Here is a 19,627-nt window from a genome sequence, read left to right on the forward strand (position 1 = left end):
TGCGGAGTGGGACCGACAACCGCGGCTTTCGTTTAACTCGTCGACCGCCGCAGGCGGTGGTCGTCGCTTGTCGTTCAAGCCCCGGCGGCGTCGCCGAGGCGGGGAATCCGTTGCTCCAGCAGCCGGTAGAGGCCGCTGTCCTGCGGCCAGTTGCGCAGGAAGCGCGCGCGGTCGCGGGCGTAGGCGCGAGAAAAGGACGCCTGGCTGTGATGCTTGCGCATCGCGTCCAGGTCGATCAGCGCCCATTCGCCGCCTTGTTCATGGGCCTGCCAGAACAGGTTGTGTCCCTTCAGGTCGCCGTGGCTGATGCGTTCGCGGATCAACGTCGAAAACAGCCGATCCAGTGCCGCCAACTCGGCTTCCGGTGGCGAAACGGCGCCATCGGGCATGTCCAGGCAAGGCTTAAAACGAGCGATTATATCCTGACCGCCGAGATAATCGGTAATCAGGTAGGCGCGCCCGCGCAGCCAGCACCAGCGTCGTTCCAGCATCGCCAGCGGACGGGCGGTGGCGATGCCGAGGAATTCCAGGCGGTTGCCTTCGCGCCAGGAGGCCCAGGCCCGGCTCGGCCGCCAGAAGCGCTTCAGCCAATGGACCCAGCCCTTGATGTTGTAGCGTTTGATGATCAGCGTGCGGCCGTTCGCTTCGACCCGGGCGACGGTGGCCGCGCCGCCGTCCTTGTAGACGTGGCCGGCGGCGATCAGGCGGTCCGCGTCCGCCAGCAGGGGCGCCATCGTCTCGGCCTCGCTGCGGCGGGCGGCGAACAGGCGGAACGGACCGCGCACGACGCTGAACAGGCTACAGTCGCGACCGACCTTCCTCAGCAGGTCGCGCACCCGCCAGCGGCGAACCTTGGCGATTTCCTTCTGCAAGGCTTCGAGCGGCAGCGCATGCTCGCCGTTGGCCAGCAGGTAATGCACCAGCAACTCCTCCAGGAAAGGATCGAGGAGCGCCGGCAACTGGGCGAAGAACACCCCGAGGTTTTCCAGCACTTTCTGTCGCGACAGCGGCTGGCCGGGAGTTTCCGCACGCACGCCGCCACCGTCGATGAGATACAGGTGGCCGGCGTGGCGCAACAGGTTGTCCAGGTGCAGGTCGTCCTGCCAGAGGCCCTTTGCATGCAGCTCGCCAATGGCTGCCAGGGCTTCGCCGAGCACCGCTTGCTGGGCATCGCCCAGCGGCGCCTGGGCCTCCACCGCACGCCAGGCGTCACCGAGGCTCTGCGCCGCGTCGAGGTAGTCGAACAGCAACCAGCCGCCCTCGCCCTCCTGCAGCCCGTCGGCCAGCAGCGCCGGGGTGGTCAGCCCCTGGGCCGCGAGCAGACGCGCCCCTTCCAGTTCGCGCTGGAAATGCCGTGCGGCCTTGCCGCCCACCAGCAGCTTGGCCAGCACCTTGCGCCCACGCCATTCGCCGGCACCGACGTAGCGCTGCCCGGGCAGCACCCGCAGCAGACTGTCCAGGCGCAGTTCGGCAGCGCCAGCGCCATCCGCCAGGGTCACCCGCAATGGCAGTTGCGGGTGGCGCCCGGCGGCTTGCAGTTCGGCCAGTCTCATCGGCGCGACTCCTTGCGCCGACGGCGCTGGTCGAGAAGGCGATACCACTGCTCGACCTCGGCCGAGTCGAGGGGTTCGTCGACATAGGCGGAGATGAATTCGTGCACGTCCGCTTCGCTCCAGTCCGGGGCACGGCGCAGCATCGGCTCCAGGTCCTTGACCTGGTCGCGGCGGCCGAACCAGATCGGCCGGGTCTTCTCCAGGTCGATCAGGCAGGCCTCGAAGACACCATCGGCCCCCTCGCGGAGGAATAGATGCTTGGGATAGAAGCAACCATGCATCTGTCCGGCGGCGTGCAGCTGGCGCGCCAGCCTGCCAACCGCCCGGAGAATCGCCCGGCGCCGCTCTTCGGCCAGGTCGTGCCAGGACGCCAGCCAGGTGTCCAGGTCCTGCCAACCGTCCAGGGCACGGGTCAGGAGGATCGCCTGGCGCTCTCCGCCGACCGCCTGCTGGGCGAAGAACGCCGCCTGCAGGGCGGGAATGCCCAGCGCCCGGTAGCGCTCGATGTTGCGGAACTCGCGGGCGAAGGTCGGCTCGCCCAGCGGATGGCGCAAGCTGCGGGTCAGGTGGTTGCTCTGGCGCTTCAGGTAGTAGGCGGAGTCGCCCAGGTCGAGGCGGTAGACGCTGCTCCAGCCACCCCGCTCGGTATTCGGTTCGTCCACGGCGTCCAGCTGCAAGGCCCACAGGGCGTCGAAGCTGTCCAGACGGTTGCGCTGGAGCAGGTCGTGGTCCTGCGCGGCGATGAAAACGCTCATTCGCGCCCCTCGAAGAAAGCCACCACCTGGCGAATACGCTTCTTGTCGGATTCGTTCAGGTGCCGGCGACGGCGATATTGCAGGTAGAAGCGCAGGCGCTGGGTGCGCGACAGGTGGTACTTGGCCACCTTGTCCAGGCAGGCCAGGTCCTTGGTGATCCGATAGCGCAGCATGAAGCTCCACCAGAACGCGCCGTTCGGGCAGTCGATGAAATACACCAGCGGCTGGTCGTCCACCAGCAGGTTGCGCCACTTCAGGTCGTTATGGGTGAAATGCTGGTCATGCATCAGGCGCGTAGCCTTGGCGATCTGCCGGCTGACGCCGTCCACCCAGCGCGGGTCCTTCAGGCGCGGATCCCGGTTGCTGGCGAGCACCGACAAGTCCTCGGTGCCCGGCAGCTCGCGGGTGATCATGGCGCCGCGCTGGAAGGCGCCGGCCTTGCGCTCCAGCCCCCAGGCGACCACTTCGGCGGTGGGAATGCCCCACTTCTCGAAGCGCTTGAGGTTCTGCCACTCGGCCTTGATCCGCGGTCGCGCCAGGTAGCGGCGCAGGCCCTTGCCGGCGCTGCGGTAGCGCTTGACGTAGTAACGCACGCCGTCGCGCTCGATGCGGATGACTTCGGACAACGGGTCGCGGGTCAGGCGCTCGCCCTCCAGGGCGAACACGCTATCGAGGCTACCGAAGTCGGCGGCCAGGTGACGGTAATCGGGTTCGAGGGTCCACCCCGCCATCAGAGCAGGTCTCCGTAACGCTGCTTGCGTTCGTAGAGTTTTTCCGCCTTGCGTTCCATCCAGGCCAGCAGGCCGGCCTCGTCGCGCAGTATCTCGCGCAACGGCCGGCGGAAATAGGTGCGCAGGAAGCGTAGCTTGTCGCGACGCGTCAGTCCGATGTCCAGCGCAGAGAAATACAATGCCGCCAGATCCTTGTTACGCCAGCGTTTCGGCGTGGCGTCGCGGGTCTGGGCACGGTGTAGATCGATCACCGAGAGGCGGAAATCGTCCGCGCTCACCGGCTTGTCGGTGTGCAACAGGAAATGACAGATGTAGCAGTCGCGATGGTTGACTCCGGCACGGTGCATGTCGCCGACCATCCGCGCCACCGCCTCGACCAGCGCGCGCTTGAGCCGCGGCGGTGGAGGACGTTCGCGCCAGTCCTGGGAGAACACCTCGAGGTCCACGGTCGGCGCCAGTTCCTCGGTGACGATGAAGGAATGCTGCCGCGCCGGATCGCTGCCGCGCTCGCCGTAGGCGACCGCGGTCATGGTCGCTACGCCGGCCTCGTGCAGGCGCCGGATGGCCTGCCACTCCTGGCGCGCGCCGAGCACCGGGAGCTTGGCGGTGAGCAGGTTCTTGGCGATCTCGCCCCAGCCGATGCCACGGTGGATCTTGACGAAGTAGCCGCGCCCGTCGACCTCGGTGCGCAGGGTGCGGCGCCCCTCCAGTTCGCGGTAGACCTTGCCTTGCAGCGCCTCCACCGCCTCGAACGGGTCGCGCCCGCTCCACAGGCGCTTGAACGGCTCTTCCAGCACCAGCCTCATGAGGCCTCCCCGAGGATCAGGTCGGCGGCGCGCTGCGGCATGCTGTAGAGGTCGGCGTGATCGGCGTAGGCCAGGCCATTGCGCGACCAGGCGGCGCGCGCCGGAGCGTCCTCCAGCATTTCCGCGAGCAGGCGGTTGAGACTGTCCTGCTCGAACGGACTCGGCAGCACCCGCCCGGCGTCGGCCTCGGCGATGTAGTGGGCATAGCCGCAGACATCGGTCACCAACACCGGCAGGCCGGAGACCAGCGCCTCCAGCAGCACCGTACCGGTGTTCTCGTTGTAGGCCGGGTGGATCAGCAGGTCGGCGCCGAGCAGGAAGCGCGGGATATCGCTGCGACCCTTGAGGATCTGTACCTGGTCGTTGAGACCGAGGGCGGCGATCTGTAGCAGGAACGGCTTGGGATCGTCCTGGCCGATGGCGATCAGCCGGGTACGCCTGCGCAACGCCTTGGGCAGCGCGGCCAGCGCCTTCAGGCTGCGATCCAGGCCCTTGGTCTTGAAGCCGGAGCCAATCTGCACCAGCAGCAGGTCGTCCTCCTCCAGACCGAACTCGCGGCGGAATTCCGCACGCACGTCCGCGGCGTTGGCCGGCGCCCGGCGATCCTGGCTGATCCCCGGCGGCAGCAGATGGAAACGCTCGGCCTGGGTGCCGTAGTGCTTGACGAAGAGCGGCTGCTGCACCTCGGAGATCATCAGGATCTCGGTCTTCGAGGCCGGGTCGAACACTGCCCGTTCGTAGCCGGCGAAGTGGCGGTAGCGGCCCCACTGGCGGTACAGCGGGTTGCGCAAGGTCTGGGCCTTTTCCTCGAAACAGGCGTCGGCGGCGTAGTAGACATCCAGTCCGGGCATCTTGTTGAAGCCGATCACCCGCTGCACCGGGCGCCTGGCCAGGTCGGCGCGGACCCACGCGGTGAACTTCTCGTTGCGCCGGTGGTTGAAGATCGAGCGCACCGGGGCCACCAGCACTTCGAAGCCGTCCGGCACGTCGCCCTCCCAGATCAGCGTATAGACGCGGATGTCGTGCCCGCGCCGCTGGCATTCCAGGGCGATGCGCATGAAGTCACGCTGCAGGCCGCCGAAGGGGAAGTATTTGTAGAGGATGAACGCCAGGGTCATCGGAGGGTCTCCGGGGCCAGCAGCATGGCCTCCAGCTGGGTGGCCACGCGCTGGGGATTCAGCCGGGTGAAGCACAGCGGCTGTTCACGCTTGAGATCGAACAGTTTGCGATCCTCTTCGGTCGGCTGGTAGGTACAGGTCTTCTTCAGGCACGGCGCACAGGGGAAGTCGCTGCCCAGGTGAACCTGGGAACGCCCGTATGCGCCGGTGAAGCCAGGATTGGTCGGGCCGAACAGCGACAGCGTCGGCACGTCCAGCGCCGCCGCCAGGTGACCGAGGCCGGTATCCACCGCCACGCAGGCGCGCGCGCCGGCAAGCACCTTGGCCATGCCGGCCAGGGATAATCTGGGGAGTACCGCGGCATTTTCCAACCCCGCCGCCAGGCGCCCGGCCCGCTCCCGCTCGGCGGCGCTGCCCCAGGGCAGGCGCACCGACCAGCCGCGCTCGCACATGCGCTCGGCCAGTTCGCGCCAGTAGGCTTCCGGCCAATGCTTGGTGTCCCAGGTAGTACCGTGCAGGAACACAAGGTACGGCGCGCCAGGGTCGGCGTCGGCCAACTGCTCGCGGTCCAGGCCATAGTCACCGACCGACTCGGGCAACGGGTAGTCCAGCGCCTGGGCGAACAACTGGCGCGTGCGCTCCACCGCATGCTGTCCCCAGGCGACCGGATAGGCACGGCGATAGAAGCGGCTGGCGAGCGGCTCGCGCGCCGAGTCGCGATCGAGACCGGCGACCGGCGTCTTGCCCACGTAGCGGGTCAGCCAGGCACTCTTCAGCAGCCCCTGGGCGTCGATCACCAGGTCATAGTCGACTTCCTTCAGGCGCTGCTTGAAGCGCCGCCATTCGCCGTTGCGCAGGGTCTGCCAGAGGTTCTTGCGCCAGCGCCGGATCGCCACCGGGATCACCCGCGCCACCGCCGGATGCCAGGCGGGAATCTCGGCGAAACCTTCCTCCACCACCCAGTCGAACTGGATGCCGGGAATCGCCCGGGCGGCGTCGGTAAGCGCCGGCAGGGTGTGGATCACGTCGCCGAGGGACGAGGTCTTGACCAGCAGTACCCTCATCCGGCGACCTCGGCAGGGTCGCCGACCAGCCGCTCCAGGGCTTGCAATACCAGGCCAGGCGGCAGCTCGCGGAGGCAATTGTAGTGGCCGAAGCGACAGGTGCGCTCGAAGCACGGGCTGCACTCGAGACCGAGGCGGACGATCTCCACCCGGTCCGCCAGCGGCGGGGTGAACTGCGGCGAGGTGGAGCCATAGACGCCCACCAGCGGGCGATCCAGCGCGGCCGCCACGTGCATCAGGCCGGAATCGTTGGACACCACCGCGCCAGCGCAGGACATCAGGTCGATGGCCTCGGCCAGCGAAGTCTCCCCGGCAAGATTGAAGGACTCCTCGCGCAACCCCGGAATCAGGCGCTGGCGAATCTCCTCTCCACCGGGATGGTCGTTCTTCGAGCCGAACAGCCAGACCTGCCAGCCGGCACGGATCTTCGCCTCGGCGACCGCGGCGTAGTGTTCCGCCGGCCAGCGCTTGGCCTCGCCGAACTCGGCGCCGGGGCAGAGCGCCAGCACCGGGCGGTCCAGGCTCAGGGCGAACTTGTCGAGCGCCGCCTGGCGGCTGCCGTCGTCGATCCACAGGCGCGGCTGCGGATAGGGCTTCGGCAACTCCACGCCCGGCTCGAAGGCCAGGGCCATGAAGCGTTCGATCATCAGCGGATAGCGCTGCTTGTCGAGCTTGCGGATGTCATTGAGCAGCCCATAGCGCATCTCGCCGCGCCAGCCGGTGCGCTTCGGTATTCCGGCGAACCAGGGCACCAGCGCCGACTTCAGCGAGTTGGGCAGCAGGATCGCCTGCTCGTACTGACCGCGCAGGCCGCGTCCGATCCGGCGCCGGGTGGCGACGTCCATCACCCCGTGGCCGAGCGGAAAGCTCAGGGCCTGGCGCACCTCGGGCATGCGCTCGAGGATCGGTCGGCTCCACTCGGGCGCCAGCACGTCGATCACGCACTCGGGATGCCGCTGGCGCAGACACTGGAACAGGGTCTGCGCCATCACCATGTCCCCCACCCAGGAGGGACCTACGATCAGAATTCTCATTCAGGCTCCGGAAATGATCAGGGAGGCTTTCGCCTCCCTGTCACACCCTTCTTCGGTGCTTACTTGACCAGGGTACGCCACTCGGCGTGGGCCTCGGTCTTGCCGCTGACCAGGTCGAAATAGGCTTTCTGCAGCTTTTCGGTGACCGGGCCACGGCGGCCGGCGCCGATCTTGCGCCCGTCCACTTCGCGGATCGGCGTGACTTCCGCGGCGGTGCCGGTGAAGAAGGCCTCGTCGGCGATGTACACCTCGTCGCGGGTGATGCGCTTCTCGACCAGTTTAAAACCGTGTTCGGCGGCCAGGGTCAGGATAGTGTTACGAGTGATGCCGTTCAGGCAGGCGGTGACTTCCGGGGTGTAGATCACGCCATCCTTGATGATGAAGATGTTCTCGCCGGAGCCTTCGGCCACATAGCCTTCCGGATCGAGCATCATGGCCTCGTCGGCGCCGCCGGAGATCGCCTCCTGGAGGGCCAGCATCGAGTTGATGTAGGCACCGTTGGACTTGGCGCGGGTCATCGAGATGTTGACGTGGTGGCGGGTGAAGGAACTGGTGCGCACCTTGATGCCTTGCTGCAGGGCTTCCTCGCCCATGTAGGCGCCCCAGCTCCAGGCGGCGATGATCACATGGACCTTCAGGCCGCTGGCGCGCAGGCCCATGCCTTCGCTTCCGTAGAACACCATCGGGCGGATATAGGCGCTTTCCAGGTTGTTCTCGCGCACGGCGGCGCGGGTCGCCTCGTTGATCTCGTCGCGGCTGTACGGGATCTGCATGTTCATGATGTGCGCGGAGTCGAACAGCCGGTCGGTGTGCGCCTGCAGGCGGAAGATCGCCGTGCCCTGCGGGGTGTCGTAGGCGCGCACGCCCTCGAACACGCCCATTCCATAGTGCAGGGTATGGGTCAGCACGTGCGTGGTCGCATCGCGCCACTGCACCAGTTCACCGTCATACCAGATCACGCCATCACGATCGGCCATCGACATAGTTGCCAGCTCCTTCAGATATTCGTTACGTACTTGCGTTACGTGCCTGAGTGGATCAGCCGAGCCGTAGCTCGCGCCAGATCCTGATCACTTCTCGCCGCTCCGTCTGGAAGTGCTCGCCGCTCACGACCCCGGCCTCCTTCTGTAGTGCCAGGCGGTGTGCGGCTGCGCGATAGGCCTTGTAGGCCTCCTGCAGGAGACGGACGTCCTCGCTGGCGATCAGGCCAGCCCGTTCCAGTCCTTCCAGAATGCGGATGTTATCGGTGAATTCGAGCAGCGCCGGGTGTTCTCCGGACCAAGCTAGAACCGCATATTGCACCATAAATTCGATATCGACGATACCACCGGCATCGTGCTTGAGATCGAAGGCTGCCGTGGCCTCGAAGGCATTCGAAGCGGTACCGGCGGCGGTCGCGCGGGTTCCCAGGTTGTCGCGCATCTTGGCGCGCATTTCGCTGACTTCGGTGCGCAACGCGTCGAGATCGCGCGGCCTCGCCAGCACCTCGGCACGTACCGCCTCGAAGCTCGCCTGCACCCGCCGGCAACCGGCCAGCACCCGGGCGCGGACCAACGCCTGGTGCTCCCAGGTCCAGGCCTCCTGCTCCTGGTAGCGCTGGAAGGCGCCCAGCGAACTCACCAGCAGGCCGGCCGCGCCGCTCGGACGCAGGCGCATGTCGACCTCGTAGAGGGTGCCGGATGGCGTCTGCGCGGTGAGGAAATGGATGATCTTCTGCCCCAGGCGGGTAAAGAACTGCGCGCCATCGATGGATTTGCCGCCATCGGTCTCGCACTGGGGGTCGCCGTCATGGATGAACACCAGGTCGAGGTCCGAGCCATGACCGAACTCCAGCCCGCCGACCTTGCCGTAGCCGACGATGACGAAGTCCGGATCGCACGGCGTGCCGTCGGCGCGCAACGGCCGGCCATGACGCTGCACCAACTGCCGCCAGGCCAGTTCGAGGACCTCGACGAGGATCGCCTCGGCCAGCCAGGTCAGGTAGTCGCTGACCTTCATCAACGGCAGCGTGCCGGCGATCTCCGAGGCCGCCACCCGCAGCCCGTGGGCCAGCTTGAAGTGACGAAGGGTCTCCATCTGCTGCTCGAGGTCGTCCTCGGGAATCCGCATCAGCCGTTCGCGCAGCTCGGCGGCCAGCTCGGCGGCCTGTGGAGGACGGAACAGGCGCCCCTCGTTGAGCAGTTCGTCGAGCAGGATCGGGAACCGCGCGATCTGCTCGGCAACCATCGGGCTGGCCGCGCAGAGGGTCAGCAGGCGCTCCAGCGCGCCAGGGTTCTCGGTCAGCAACACCAGGTAGGCGGAACGCCGCGCCACCGCTTCCACCAGCGGCAGGACCCGCTCCAGCACCAGGTCCGGCTGAGGGTTTTCCACGGTCATCGCCAGCAGGCGCGGAACGAAGGCATCCAGGCGTTCCCGGCCGAGACGCTGCATCGCTCGCACCTGGGGGCCGTGGCGCAGATCGCTGAGACGCTTCCAGGCCGCCTCGGCATCGACGAAGCCGGCGTCGGCCAGTTGCCGACTGGCCGACTCCTCGTCCAGCGCCTCCTCCCACAGCGGGATCCACTCGGCGCCGACGCTGCCGCAGGCCGCCTCGCCGCTTTCGTCCTCGTCCGGGTCGGCGATCACCTGGCGGAAGTGCCAGTCGATGCGCGCCCGCCAGTGGCTCAGGCGCTCGTGGAATGCGGCCCAACTGGCGAAGCCCATGATGAAGGCCACGCGGATGCGGTCGTATTCGTCGCTGGGCAGCATTTGCGTCTGCCGGTCGGCCAGCGCCTGGATGGCATGCTCGGCGTAGCGCAGGAACTCGTAGCCGCCGCGCAGCTCCTCGACCACCGCCGGCGGCAGGTAGCCCTGCCCCTCCAGGGTCGCCAGCACCTTCAGCAGCGGTCGTTGCTGCAAGCTCAGGTCGCGCCCGCCATGGATCAACTGGAAGGCCTGGGCGATGAACTCCACCTCGCGGATACCGCCTTCGCCCAGCTTGATGTTTTCCGACATCCCCTTGCGCCGGACCTCCTGCTGGATCAGCTGCTTCATGGTGCGCAGCGCCTCGATGGCGGAGAAGTCCAGGTAGCGCCGATAGACGAACGGCCGCAGCATGCCGAGCAGTTGCTCGCCTGCCTGCTGGTCGCCGCCGACCACCCGCGCCTTGATCATCGCGTAGCGCTCCCAGTCGCGCCCCTGGTCCTGGTAGTACTGCTCCAGCGCGGCGAAGCTGTAGACCAGCGGTCCGCTGGAGCCGTAGGGACGCAGGCGCATGTCGACGCGGAAGACGAAGCCGTCGACGGTGATCGCATCCAGCGCCTTGATCAGCTTCTGCCCCAGGCGGGTGAAGAACTCCTGGTTGTCCAGCGAACGCTTCGCCCCCTCGGTCTCGCCGCCCTCCGGGTAACCGAAGATCAGGTCGATGTCCGACGACAGGTTGAGCTCCACCGCGCCCAGCTTGCCCATGCCGAGGACCACCATCCGCTGCGGTTCGCCGGAGCGCCGGCCGATCGGCGTGCCGAACTGCTCGCACTGGCGCCGATGGAGCCACTCGCAAGCCAGGTCGATGCAGGCGTCGGCCAGGGCCGACAGGTCGCGACAGGTTTCCGCCAGCGCGGCGCGGCGGGTCAGGTCGCGCCAGATGATGCGCAGTTGCTGGCGTGTGCGGAAACGTCGCAGGCGCCGACCGAGTTCGTCCTCGTCGGCGCAATCCTCCAGCCGCGCCTGCAACTGGCTGCGCAATTCGCCGGGCGCGTGGGGGTTCTCCAGCTCGCCGCGTTCGGCCAGATCCAGCAGCATCGCCGGGTCGCGCACTGCCTGCTCGGCGACGAAATCGCTGGCCGCAGCGACCCGTCGGAAATCCTCCAGGCGCTCCTCGGGCCAGGCCTCCAGGCGGGCCAGGGCGGCGGCATCGAGGGCGGCGACAGCGGAGCGGAGGGCAGTCCCGGCGCGTTCGGCGGCGGGCAGCAGGGTGGCCGGCAGATTCGCCAGCGAAGGCAGGCTCATGGTCTATCCTGTTTGGGCTTCCGACCGAAGACCACAGGCTCGACGCACAACGTCGAAAAGGCTCTACATCGGGCCTTATAGCCTGACAGCGACAATCGAAATGTAGTTTTACTACTAAAAATTGTATCCAGAGGGCTGTTTCTCAGACTGATCTGTAGTAAAACTACAAGTCGCCGGGTACACCCCCGGAGAACATCCAAGAATTAGCTGCGGTCGCCCACGAGGCCGGCCGCTCACCTATGGCATCCGATTCTGGAAGCCTTTCCGCCCTGGAGCAAGCCATGCAAGACCTCGATCCCGTCGAAACCCAGGAATGGCTGGACGCCCTGGAGTCCGTACTCGACCGCGAAGGTGAAGACCGCGCTCATTACCTGATGACCCGCATGGGCGAGCTGGCCAGCCGTAGCGGCACCCAACTGCCCTACGCGATCACCACGCCCTATCGCAACACCATTCCGGTAACCCACGAAGCACGCATGCCCGGCGACCTGTTCATGGAACGCCGGATCCGCTCCCTGGTGCGCTGGAACGCCCTGGCGATGGTGATGCGGGCGAACAAGCACGACCCGGACCTGGGCGGCCACATCTCCACCTTCGCCTCCTCGGCGACCCTCTACGACATCGGCTTCAACTATTTCTTCCAGGCTCCCACCGACGAACACGGCGGCGACCTGGTGTTCTTCCAGGGCCACGCGTCCCCCGGCGTCTACGCCCGGGCCTTCCTCGAAGGCCGCATCAGCGAGGAACAACTGGAGAACTTCCGCCAGGAAGTGGACGGCAACGGCCTGTCCTCCTATCCGCACCCCTGGCTGATGCCAGACTTCTGGCAGTTCCCCACCGTATCCATGGGCCTTGGCCCGATCCAGGCGATCTACCAGGCACGCTTCATGAAGTACCTGGAAAGCCGCGGCTTCATCCCCGCCGGCAAGCAGAAGGTCTGGTGCTTCATGGGCGACGGCGAGTGCGACGAGCCGGAATCCCTCGGCGCGATCTCCCTGGCCGGCCGCGAGAAACTCGACAACCTGATCTTCGTCATCAACTGCAACCTGCAGCGCCTCGACGGCCCGGTCCGCGGCAACGCCAAGATCATCCAGGAACTGGAAGGCGTGTTCCGCGGCGCCGAGTGGAACGTCAACAAGGTCATCTGGGGTCGCTTCTGGGACCCGCTGTTCGCCAAGGACACCGCCGGCCTGCTGCAGCAGCGCATGGACGAGGTCATCGACGGCGAATACCAGAACTACAAGGCGAAAGACGGCGCCTACGTGCGCGAGCACTTCTTCGGCGCGCGTCCGGAACTGCTGGAAATGGTCAAGGACCTTTCCGACGAGGAAATCTGGAAGCTCAACCGCGGCGGCCACGACCCCTACAAGGTCTATGCGGCCTACCACCAGGCGGTCAACCACAAGGGCCAGCCGACCGTCATCCTGGCCAAGACCATCAAGGGCTACGGCACCGGCAGCGGCGAAGCGAAGAACATCGCGCACAACGTGAAGAAGGTCGACGTCGACAGCCTGCGCGCGTTCCGCGACAAGTTCGACATCCCGGTCAAGGACGCCGACCTGGAGAAGCTGCCGTTCTACAAGCCTGAAGAAGGCAGCGCCGAGGCCAAGTACCTGGCCGAGCGCCGCGCCGCGCTGGGCGGCTTCATGCCGGTGCGCCGGCAGAAGAGCATGAGCGTGCCGGTTCCGCCGCTGGAAACCCTGAAGGCCATGCTCGACGGCTCCGGCGATCGCGAGATCTCCACCACCATGGCCTTCGTGCGGATCATCTCGCAGTTGGTCAAGGACAAGGAACTCGGCCCGCGCATCGTCCCGATCGTCCCGGACGAGGCCCGTACCTTCGGCATGGAAGGCATGTTCCGCCAGCTCGGCATCTATTCCTCGGTCGGCCAGCTCTACGAGCCGGTGGACAAGGACCAGGTGATGTTCTACCGCGAGGACAAGAAGGGCCAGATCCTCGAGGAAGGCATCAACGAGGCCGGCGCCATGTCCAGCTGGATTGCCGCCGGTACCTCCTACAGCACCCACAACCAGCCGATGCTGCCGTTCTACATCTTCTATTCGATGTTCGGCTTCCAGCGCATCGGCGACCTGGCCTGGGCCGCCGGCGACAGCCGCGCGCACGGCTTCCTGATCGGCGGCACCGCCGGTCGCACCACGCTGAACGGCGAAGGCCTGCAGCACGAGGACGGCCACAGCCACCTGCTGGCCTCGACCATCCCGAACTGCCGCACCTACGATCCGACCTACGCCTACGAACTGGCGGTGATCATCCGCGAAGGCTCGCGGCAGATGATCGAAGAGCAGCAGGACATCTTCTACTACATCACCGTGATGAACGAGAACTACGTCCAGCCGGCCATGCCGAAGGGCGCAGAGGAAGGCATCATCAAGGGCATGTACCTCCTTGAGGAGGACAAGAAGGAAGCCGCTCACCACGTGCAACTGCTGGGCTCCGGCACCATCCTGCGCGAAGTCGAGGAAGCGGCCAAGCTGCTGCGCAACGACTTCGGTATCGGCGCCGACGTCTGGAGCGTGCCGAGCTTCAACGAGCTGCGTCGCGACGGCCTTGCCGTCGAGCGCTGGAACCGCCTGCATCCGGGCCAGAAGCCGAAGCAGAGCTACGTCGAGGAGTGCCTGGGCGGCCGTCGCGGCCCGGTGATCGCCTCCACCGACTACATGAAGCTCTACGCCGAGCAGATCCGCCAGTGGGTTCCCTCCAAGGAGTACAAGGTGCTCGGCACCGACGGCTTCGGCCGCAGCGACAGCCGCAAGAAGCTGCGCAACTTCTTCGAAGTGGATCGTCACTGGGTGGTGCTGGCCGCGCTCGAAGCGCTGGCCGATCGCGGCGATATCGAGCCGAAAGTGGTGGCCGAGGCCATCGTCAAGTACGGTATCGATCCGGAGAAGCGCAACCCGCTGGATTGCTAATTCGCTCCATACTCCCCTCGGCAGCGAGGGGTTTCGAGCACGCCGGCGCCGCCAACGAGCGGCGCCGGCTCACAACGAACCAAGGACCAAAAGTCTTTGTTTTGCGCGCCGCACAGCGGTGGTGGCACGTAAAAGGAGAGGAATGTGAGCGAACTCATTCGCGTACCCGACATCGGCAACGGTGAGGGTGAAGTCATCGAGCTGCTGGTCAAGCCCGGCGACAAGGTCGAGGCCGATCAGAGCCTGCTGACCCTGGAATCCGACAAGGCCAGCATGGAAATCCCCAGTCCCAAGGCCGGGGTAGTGAAAAGCATCAAGGCGAAGGTCGGCGACACCTTGAAAGAAGGTGACGAAATCCTCGAGCTGGAAGTGGAAGGCGGCGAACAGCCTGCCGAAGCCAAGGCCGAGGCAGCGCCCGCCCAACCGGAAGCGCCGAAAGCCGAAGCGCCTGCTCCCGCCCCGAGCGAGAGCAAGCCGGCCGCCCCCGCCGCAGCCAGTGTCCAGGACATCAAGGTCCCGGACATCGGCTCGGCCGGCAAGGCCAACGTCATCGAAGTGATGGTCAAGGCCGGCGACACGGTCGAGGCCGACCAGTCGCTGATCACCCTGGAATCCGACAAAGCCAGCATGGAGATCCCCTCGCCGGCCTCCGGCGTGGTGGAAAGCGTCTCGATCAAGGTCGGTGACGAAGTCGGCACCGGCGACCTGATCCTCAAGCTGAAGGTGGAAGGCGCCGCTCCGGCAGCCGAAGAGCAACCGGCAGCCGCTCCGGCCCAGTCCGCGGCGCCCGCCGCCGAGCAGAAGCCCGCCGCGGCGGCCCCTGCGCCAGCCAAGGCCGATACCCCGGCTCCGGTCGGCGCACCCAGCCGCGATGGCGCCAAGGTCCACGCCGGCCCGGCGGTGCGCATGCTGGCGCGCGAGTTCGGCGTCGAGCTGAGCGAAGTGAAAGCCAGCGGTCCCAAGGGCCGCATCCTCAAGGAAGACGTCCAGGTCTTCGTCAAGGAGCAACTGCAGCGCGCCAAGTCCGGCGGTGCCGGCGCCACCGGCGGAGCCGGCATCCCGCCGATCCCGGAAGTCGACTTCAGCAAGTTCGGCGAAGTGGAAGAAGTGGCGATGACCCGCCTGATGCAGGTCGGCGCCGCCAACCTGCATCGCAGCTGGCTGAACGTGCCGCACGTGACCCAGTTCGACCAGTCGGACATCACCGACATGGAAGCCTTCCGCGTTGCCCAGAAGGCCGCGGCGGAGAAGGCCGGGGTCAAGCTGACCGTACTGCCGATCCTGCTCAAGGCCTGCGCCCACCTGCTCAAGGAACTGCCGGACTTCAACAGTTCGCTGGCCCCCAGCGGCAAGGCGCTGATTCGCAAGAAGTACGTACACATCGGCTTCGCCGTGGACACTCCGGACGGCCTGCTGGTCCCGGTGATCCGCGATGTCGACCGGAAGAGCCTCCTGCAACTGGCCGCCGAGGCCGCCGAGCTGGCCGACAAGGCCCGCAACAAGAAGCTCTCGGCCGATGCCATGCAGGGCGCCTGCTTCACCATCTCCAGTCTCGGCCACATCGGCGGCACCGGCTTCACGCCGATCGTCAACGCGCCGGAAGTGGCGATCCTCGGTGTGTCCAAGGCGACCATGCAGCCGGTATGGGACGGCAAGGCCTTCCAGCCGCGCCTGATGCTGCCGCTGTCGCTGTCCTACGACCATCGCGTGATCAACGGCGCCGCCGCGGCGCGCTTCACCAAGCGCCTGGGCGAACTGCTGGCGGACATCCGCACCCTGCTCCTGTAATACCTGCGCCGCTCCCCACGGAGCGGCCAGCCCCTCTCGCGAGCATGCCACGCTCGTCTCTCGGCCCCACCGGATGGTGGGGCTTTTTTTGCCCGCCTGACGGCTCGGCGAAACTGCGACCCGTCGTACCGCCAGCGAATGCCACAGGACCCGCAGGCGCGAGTTCGGCGCGCACGATGACAGGCGCTCGACGCCAACCCTCCCGGCGAAGCCAACCCTACGAAAAACAGGGCTTTTCCAGCGGCGCCGCAGACCTCCGACCGTCCAGCGGTTTTTTCCCGGATACGCTTAACTTGGGCCCTGCCGGGCCGATACAGAGTTACTTGTCAGACCAATCGGCATAATGCACCCTTTGCCTGCACCCCATCGAAACGGGTCGAGGCCTCCCCCTCGCTCAGTACCTGGAATCAGCCTCGCATGAAAAGTCATCCCGATGCCGCCAGCCGTTCGGCGGCCGAGGTTGTCACGCAGCTACCCGTGCCGTCGCGGCTCGGGCTGCTGCGTTTCGAGCGGCTGAACGAGCCGAGCTGGGCACTGCTGTTCCTCGATCCTGCCTGCGAGCGCCAGCTCGGGCTGCCGGCGACTACCCTCTGCGCACTGCTCGATGCGCCTTACGCCAGCCTGATGGAACCCGAGGCCCGCCACCGCCTGCACGAGCAGATCCAGCAGCAACTGGTGAAGCGCCCGCACTACCAGGTGAGCTACAAGCTGCACACACCCAACGGCGTGCTGACCATGCTGGAGTTCGGCGAAGCCTTTCAGCAGCATGGCCGCCAGTTGCTGCACGGCTACCTGATGGTCGAGGAGCGACCGGAGAGCGCCGAGCGCAGCGAACAGTTGCTCGACCTGGAATCGCAGAACCTGCGCCTGAAGGCGTCCCTGGACCTCTACCAGCGCTCCCAGGACGACCACCTGCAACACCTGCTGCGCTCGCGCACCCAGCAGAACCTGATCGTCCGCCTGGCCCGCCATCGCTACCTGTCCAGCGACCCGCTGCTGGAGGCCGCGCAACTGATCACCCAGGCCGCCTGCGAAGCCTACGGCACCGCGCGCGCCGGCATCTGGCGCCTGCTCGACGACCAGCGCCTGGAAGCGGTGACCGTCTACCGCCGCGACCTCGACCAGTACGAGAAGCCCCAGAGCATCGACGCCAGCCGCTACCCCGCCTACCTCGAGGCGGTACACAGCGGGCGCGCCATCGACGCCCACAACGCCCAACGCGACCCACGCACCCAGGAACTCTACAAGGACTACCTGAAGCCGCTGGGCGTCAACGCCCTGCTCGACGCCACCATCCGCATCGGCGGCGAGGTGGTCGGCGTGCTGTGCCTGGAACACGCCGGCGAGAACCGCATGTGGCAGAGCGACGAGATCGCCTTCGCCGGGGAACTCGCCGACCAGTACGCGCAGGTCCTGATGAACCACGAGCGACGCAATGTCTCCAGCGCCCTGCACTTGTTCCAGCGCGCGGTGGAACAGAGCGCCAGCGCCTTCCTGCTGATCGACCGCGACGGCGTGGTGGAATACGTCAATCCGAGCTTCACCTCGATCACCCAGTACAGCGCCGACGAAGTGCGTAACCGACGCCTGTCCGAGCTTCCGGCGCTGGAGAACCTCAGCGAGCTGCTGTTCGACGCGCGTTCCGCGCTGACCCAGCAGAACAGCTGGCAGGGCGAGTTCCGCAGCCGCCGCAAGAACCACGAGCCTTACTGGGGCCAGTTGTCGCTGTCGAAGGTCTACGACGATCTCGGCGAGCTGACCCACTACATCGGCATCTACGAAGACATCACGCAGAACAAGCTGGCCCAGCAGCACATCGAGAAACTCGCCTACCGCGACAACCTCACCGGCCTGGCCAACCGGCACTATTTCATCGGCGCCCTCGAGGAACGCCTGGAAAGCAGCGGCGACCGCCCGCTCAGCCTGCTGCTGGTGGACATCGACAACTTCAAGCGGATCAATGACAGCCTCGGCCACCAGACCGGCGACAAGCTGCTGGTCAGCCTGGCCCGGCGCTTGCGCAGTTGCCTCGGCGACGGCGCCACCCTGGCGCGCTTCGCCAGCAACGAGTTCGCCGTGCTGCTCGACGACACCGCGGTGGAAAAGGGCGAAAGCATTGCCGCGCAGGTCCTGCACATGCTCGACAAGCCGCTGTTCGTCGACAACCAGTTGATCAACATCACCGGCTCCATCGGCCTGGCCAGTGCCCCGCAGCACGGCTGCGACCCGCAGACCCTGATGAAATACGCAGGCCTGGCGCTGCACAAGGCCAAGGCCAACGGCAAGCACCAGGTCCAGGTGTTCACCGAGGCGCTGACCGCCGAGGCCAGCTACAAGCTGTTCGTCGAGAGCAACCTGCGCCGCGCCCTGGCGCAGAACGAACTGGCGGTGCACTACCAGCCCAAGCTGTGCCTGCGCAGCGGCCAGTTGCTCGGCCTGGAAGCCCTGCTGCGCTGGCAGCATCCGGAAAAAGGCATGATCCGCCCGGACCGCTTCATCAGCGTGGCCGAGGAAACCGGGCTGATCGTGCCGATCGGCAAGTGGGTGATCCGCGAAGCCTGTCGCCAGGCCCGCGAGCTGGCCGAGGCCGGGTTGGGCGAGCTGCAGATCGCCATCAACCTGTCGCCCAAGCAGTTCACCGACCCGGACCTGGTCGGCTCGATCGCGGCGATCCTCCACGAAGAGAACATCCCGGCCAGCCAGCTGGAACTGGAGCTCACCGAAAGCCTGCTGCTGGACGCCACCGACGATACCCGCCAGCAACTCGAACGCCTGAAGAGCCTCGGCCTGACTCTGGCGATGGACGACTTCGGCACCGGCTACTCGTCGCTGAGCTACCTGAAGAAATTCCCCATCGACGTGATCAAGATCGACCGCAGCTTCATCAAGGACATTCCGGACAGCCAGGACGACATGGAAATCACCTCGGCGGTGATCGCCATGGCCCACAACCTCAAGCTCAAGGTAGTCGCCGAAGGCGTGGAGAGCGCCGAGCAACTGGCCTTCCTCCGGCGCAACCGCTGCGACATCGGCCAGGGCTACCTGTTCGACCGGCCGATCCCCAGCGACCTGCTCAATACCAGTCTGCTGCGCTATCCCTGCCGCACCCTGCACTGATCGCCCAGGCCTCCCCCGCCGGCGCGGAAAGGCTGTACTCTCTGTGCTCATCCGCGAGTCATTCGCCTACCCCCTGAGCAGGAGACGAGAGCCATGGTTCTGCGTTCTGAAATCCTCACCAAGAAAAGCGAGCTGCCCACGCCGGACCAGGCCCTGCCGGGTCGCGAAAGCGCCATGCCGGTGCCCGAAGCGCACTTCGTCAACGGCCGCCCGCTGACCGCGCCGTTCCCCGCCGGCCTGCAACAGGTGCTGTTCGGCATGGGCTGCTTCTGGGGCGCCGAGCGTCGCCTCTGGCAGCAACCGGGTGTCTGGGTGACCGCGGTGGGTTATGCCGGCGGCTACACGCCGAACCCGACCTACGACGAAGTCTGCTCCGGCCTGACCGGCCACAGCGAGGTCGTGCTGGTGGTCTACAACCCGCAGGAGACCAGCTTCGAACAGCTGCTCAAGGTTTTCTGGGAAGCCCACGACCCGACCCAGGGCATGCGCCAGGGCGGCGACATCGGCACCCAGTACCGCTCGGTGATCTACACCTTCGACGCGGCCCAGAAGGCCGCGGCCATGGCCAGCCGGGAGAGCTTCCAGGCCGAACTGGCGAAAGCCGGCTACGACCGCATCACCACCGAGATCGCCGACGTCCCGCCCTTCTACTACGCCGAGGCCTACCACCAGCAGTACCTGGCGAAGAACCCCAACGGCTACTGCGGCCTGGGCGGCACCGGGGTGTGCCTGCCGGCCTGACGA

Annotated in this window: 13 protein-coding genes; 4 read left to right on the forward strand and 9 right to left on the reverse strand. The window is 66.5% G+C overall.

Translation table 11 applies throughout. The annotated features are described in order from the left end of the window. Positions 1 to 74: 74 nt before the first annotated feature. From LE197_RS24875 to glnE, 9 genes are read right to left on the reverse strand one after another with little or no spacing between them, the layout of a single operon-like run. On the reverse strand, positions 75 to 1,553 hold the full coding sequence (locus LE197_RS24875; protein WP_012614625.1) for a lipopolysaccharide kinase InaA family protein: 1,479 nt from the start codon (positions 1,551 to 1,553) through the stop codon (positions 75 to 77). Continuing rightward, entirely contained in the window at positions 1,550 to 2,308 is a 759-nt protein-coding gene (locus tag LE197_RS24880) for a lipopolysaccharide kinase InaA family protein (RefSeq protein WP_003457504.1), read from the reverse strand. The genes LE197_RS24875 and LE197_RS24880 overlap by 4 nt, the downstream gene beginning before the upstream one ends. Continuing rightward, positions 2,305 to 3,039, reverse strand: a complete 735-nt coding sequence (locus tag LE197_RS24885) for a lipopolysaccharide kinase InaA family protein (protein ID WP_019372240.1) — start codon at positions 3,037 to 3,039, stop codon at positions 2,305 to 2,307. Before LE197_RS24885 ends, LE197_RS24880 begins: the two co-directional genes overlap by 4 nt. After that, positions 3,039 to 3,845: a lipopolysaccharide core heptose(I) kinase RfaP gene (gene rfaP, locus LE197_RS24890; protein ID WP_003095775.1), complete on the reverse strand. Its 807-nt coding sequence runs from the start codon at positions 3,843 to 3,845 to the stop codon at positions 3,039 to 3,041. Before rfaP ends, LE197_RS24885 begins: the two co-directional genes overlap by 1 nt. Further along, positions 3,842 to 4,963: a glycosyltransferase family 4 protein gene (locus LE197_RS24895; RefSeq protein WP_003135667.1), complete on the reverse strand. Its 1,122-nt coding sequence runs from the start codon at positions 4,961 to 4,963 to the stop codon at positions 3,842 to 3,844. The genes rfaP and LE197_RS24895 overlap by 4 nt, the downstream gene beginning before the upstream one ends. Next, the gene (gene waaC, locus LE197_RS24900; RefSeq protein WP_003116147.1) at positions 4,960 to 6,027 is read right to left on the reverse strand and encodes a lipopolysaccharide heptosyltransferase I; all 1,068 of its coding nucleotides are present in this window, start codon (positions 6,025 to 6,027) and stop codon (positions 4,960 to 4,962) included. The genes LE197_RS24895 and waaC overlap by 4 nt, the downstream gene beginning before the upstream one ends. Continuing rightward, complete coding sequence (gene waaF, locus LE197_RS24905) at positions 6,024 to 7,061, reverse strand: lipopolysaccharide heptosyltransferase II (RefSeq protein ID WP_019372241.1); 1,038 nt, start codon at positions 7,059 to 7,061, stop codon at positions 6,024 to 6,026. Before waaF ends, waaC begins: the two co-directional genes overlap by 4 nt. 59 nt (positions 7,062 to 7,120) lie before the next feature. Beyond that, the gene (gene ilvE / locus LE197_RS24910; RefSeq protein WP_003095783.1) at positions 7,121 to 8,044 is read right to left on the reverse strand and encodes a branched-chain-amino-acid transaminase; all 924 of its coding nucleotides are present in this window, start codon (positions 8,042 to 8,044) and stop codon (positions 7,121 to 7,123) included. Positions 8,045 to 8,099: 55 nt separating this feature from the next. Beyond that, complete coding sequence (gene glnE, locus LE197_RS24915) at positions 8,100 to 11,048, reverse strand: bifunctional [glutamate--ammonia ligase]-adenylyl-L-tyrosine phosphorylase/[glutamate--ammonia-ligase] adenylyltransferase (protein WP_003121185.1); 2,949 nt, start codon at positions 11,046 to 11,048, stop codon at positions 8,100 to 8,102. Positions 11,049 to 11,329: 281 nt separating this feature from the next. Here glnE and aceE point away from each other — a divergent pair, with 281 nt between their 5' ends. From aceE to msrA, 4 genes are all read left to right on the forward strand, one after another. Further along, on the forward strand, positions 11,330 to 13,978 hold the full coding sequence (gene aceE, locus LE197_RS24920) for a pyruvate dehydrogenase (acetyl-transferring), homodimeric type (protein WP_023108831.1): 2,649 nt from the start codon (positions 11,330 to 11,332) through the stop codon (positions 13,976 to 13,978). A gap of 144 nt (positions 13,979 to 14,122) precedes the next feature. Then, positions 14,123 to 15,766 carry a dihydrolipoyllysine-residue acetyltransferase gene (gene aceF / locus LE197_RS24925; RefSeq protein WP_015503765.1) on the forward strand — a complete coding sequence of 548 codons (1,644 nt, stop codon included), beginning with the start codon at positions 14,123 to 14,125 and terminating at the stop codon, positions 15,764 to 15,766. A 417-nt stretch (positions 15,767 to 16,183) separates the two neighbouring features. Beyond that, positions 16,184 to 18,883, forward strand: a complete 2,700-nt coding sequence (gene dipA, locus LE197_RS24930) for a phosphodiesterase DipA (RefSeq protein ID WP_023100009.1) — start codon at positions 16,184 to 16,186, stop codon at positions 18,881 to 18,883. A 93-nt stretch (positions 18,884 to 18,976) separates the two neighbouring features. Continuing rightward, positions 18,977 to 19,624 carry a peptide-methionine (S)-S-oxide reductase MsrA gene (gene msrA, locus LE197_RS24935; protein ID WP_003095789.1) on the forward strand — a complete coding sequence of 216 codons (648 nt, stop codon included), beginning with the start codon at positions 18,977 to 18,979 and terminating at the stop codon, positions 19,622 to 19,624. The last annotated feature ends 3 nt before the right edge of the window (positions 19,625 to 19,627 follow it).

The organism is Pseudomonas sp. PS1(2021) (assembly GCF_020405165.1).
GTDB lineage: Bacteria > Pseudomonadota > Gammaproteobacteria > Pseudomonadales > Pseudomonadaceae > Pseudomonas > Pseudomonas aeruginosa.

Bases quoted from the DNA above. Each gene is read 5' to 3' on its own strand.
- ilvE (WP_003095783.1), bottom strand. From the start codon at position 8,044: ATGTCGATGGCCGATCGTGATGGCGTGATCTGGTATGACGGTGAACTG.
- LE197_RS24880 (WP_003457504.1), bottom strand. From the start codon at position 2,308: ATGAGCGTTTTCATCGCCGCGCAGGACCACGACCTGCTCCAGCGCAAC.
- waaC (WP_003116147.1), bottom strand. From the start codon at position 6,027: ATGAGGGTACTGCTGGTCAAGACCTCGTCCCTCGGCGACGTGATCCAC.
- LE197_RS24885 (WP_019372240.1), bottom strand. From the start codon at position 3,039: ATGGCGGGGTGGACCCTCGAACCCGATTACCGTCACCTGGCCGCCGAC.
- LE197_RS24875 (WP_012614625.1), bottom strand. From the start codon at position 1,553: ATGAGACTGGCCGAACTGCAAGCCGCCGGGCGCCACCCGCAACTGCCA.
- rfaP (WP_003095775.1), bottom strand. From the start codon at position 3,845: ATGAGGCTGGTGCTGGAAGAGCCGTTCAAGCGCCTGTGGAGCGGGCGC.
- msrA (WP_003095789.1), top strand. From the start codon at position 18,977: ATGGTTCTGCGTTCTGAAATCCTCACCAAGAAAAGCGAGCTGCCCACG.
- aceE (WP_023108831.1), top strand. From the start codon at position 11,330: ATGCAAGACCTCGATCCCGTCGAAACCCAGGAATGGCTGGACGCCCTG.
- waaF (WP_019372241.1), bottom strand. From the start codon at position 7,061: ATGAGAATTCTGATCGTAGGTCCCTCCTGGGTGGGGGACATGGTGATG.
- LE197_RS24895 (WP_003135667.1), bottom strand. From the start codon at position 4,963: ATGACCCTGGCGTTCATCCTCTACAAATACTTCCCCTTCGGCGGCCTG.
- glnE (WP_003121185.1), bottom strand. From the start codon at position 11,048: ATGAGCCTGCCTTCGCTGGCGAATCTGCCGGCCACCCTGCTGCCCGCC.
- dipA (WP_023100009.1), top strand. From the start codon at position 16,184: ATGAAAAGTCATCCCGATGCCGCCAGCCGTTCGGCGGCCGAGGTTGTC.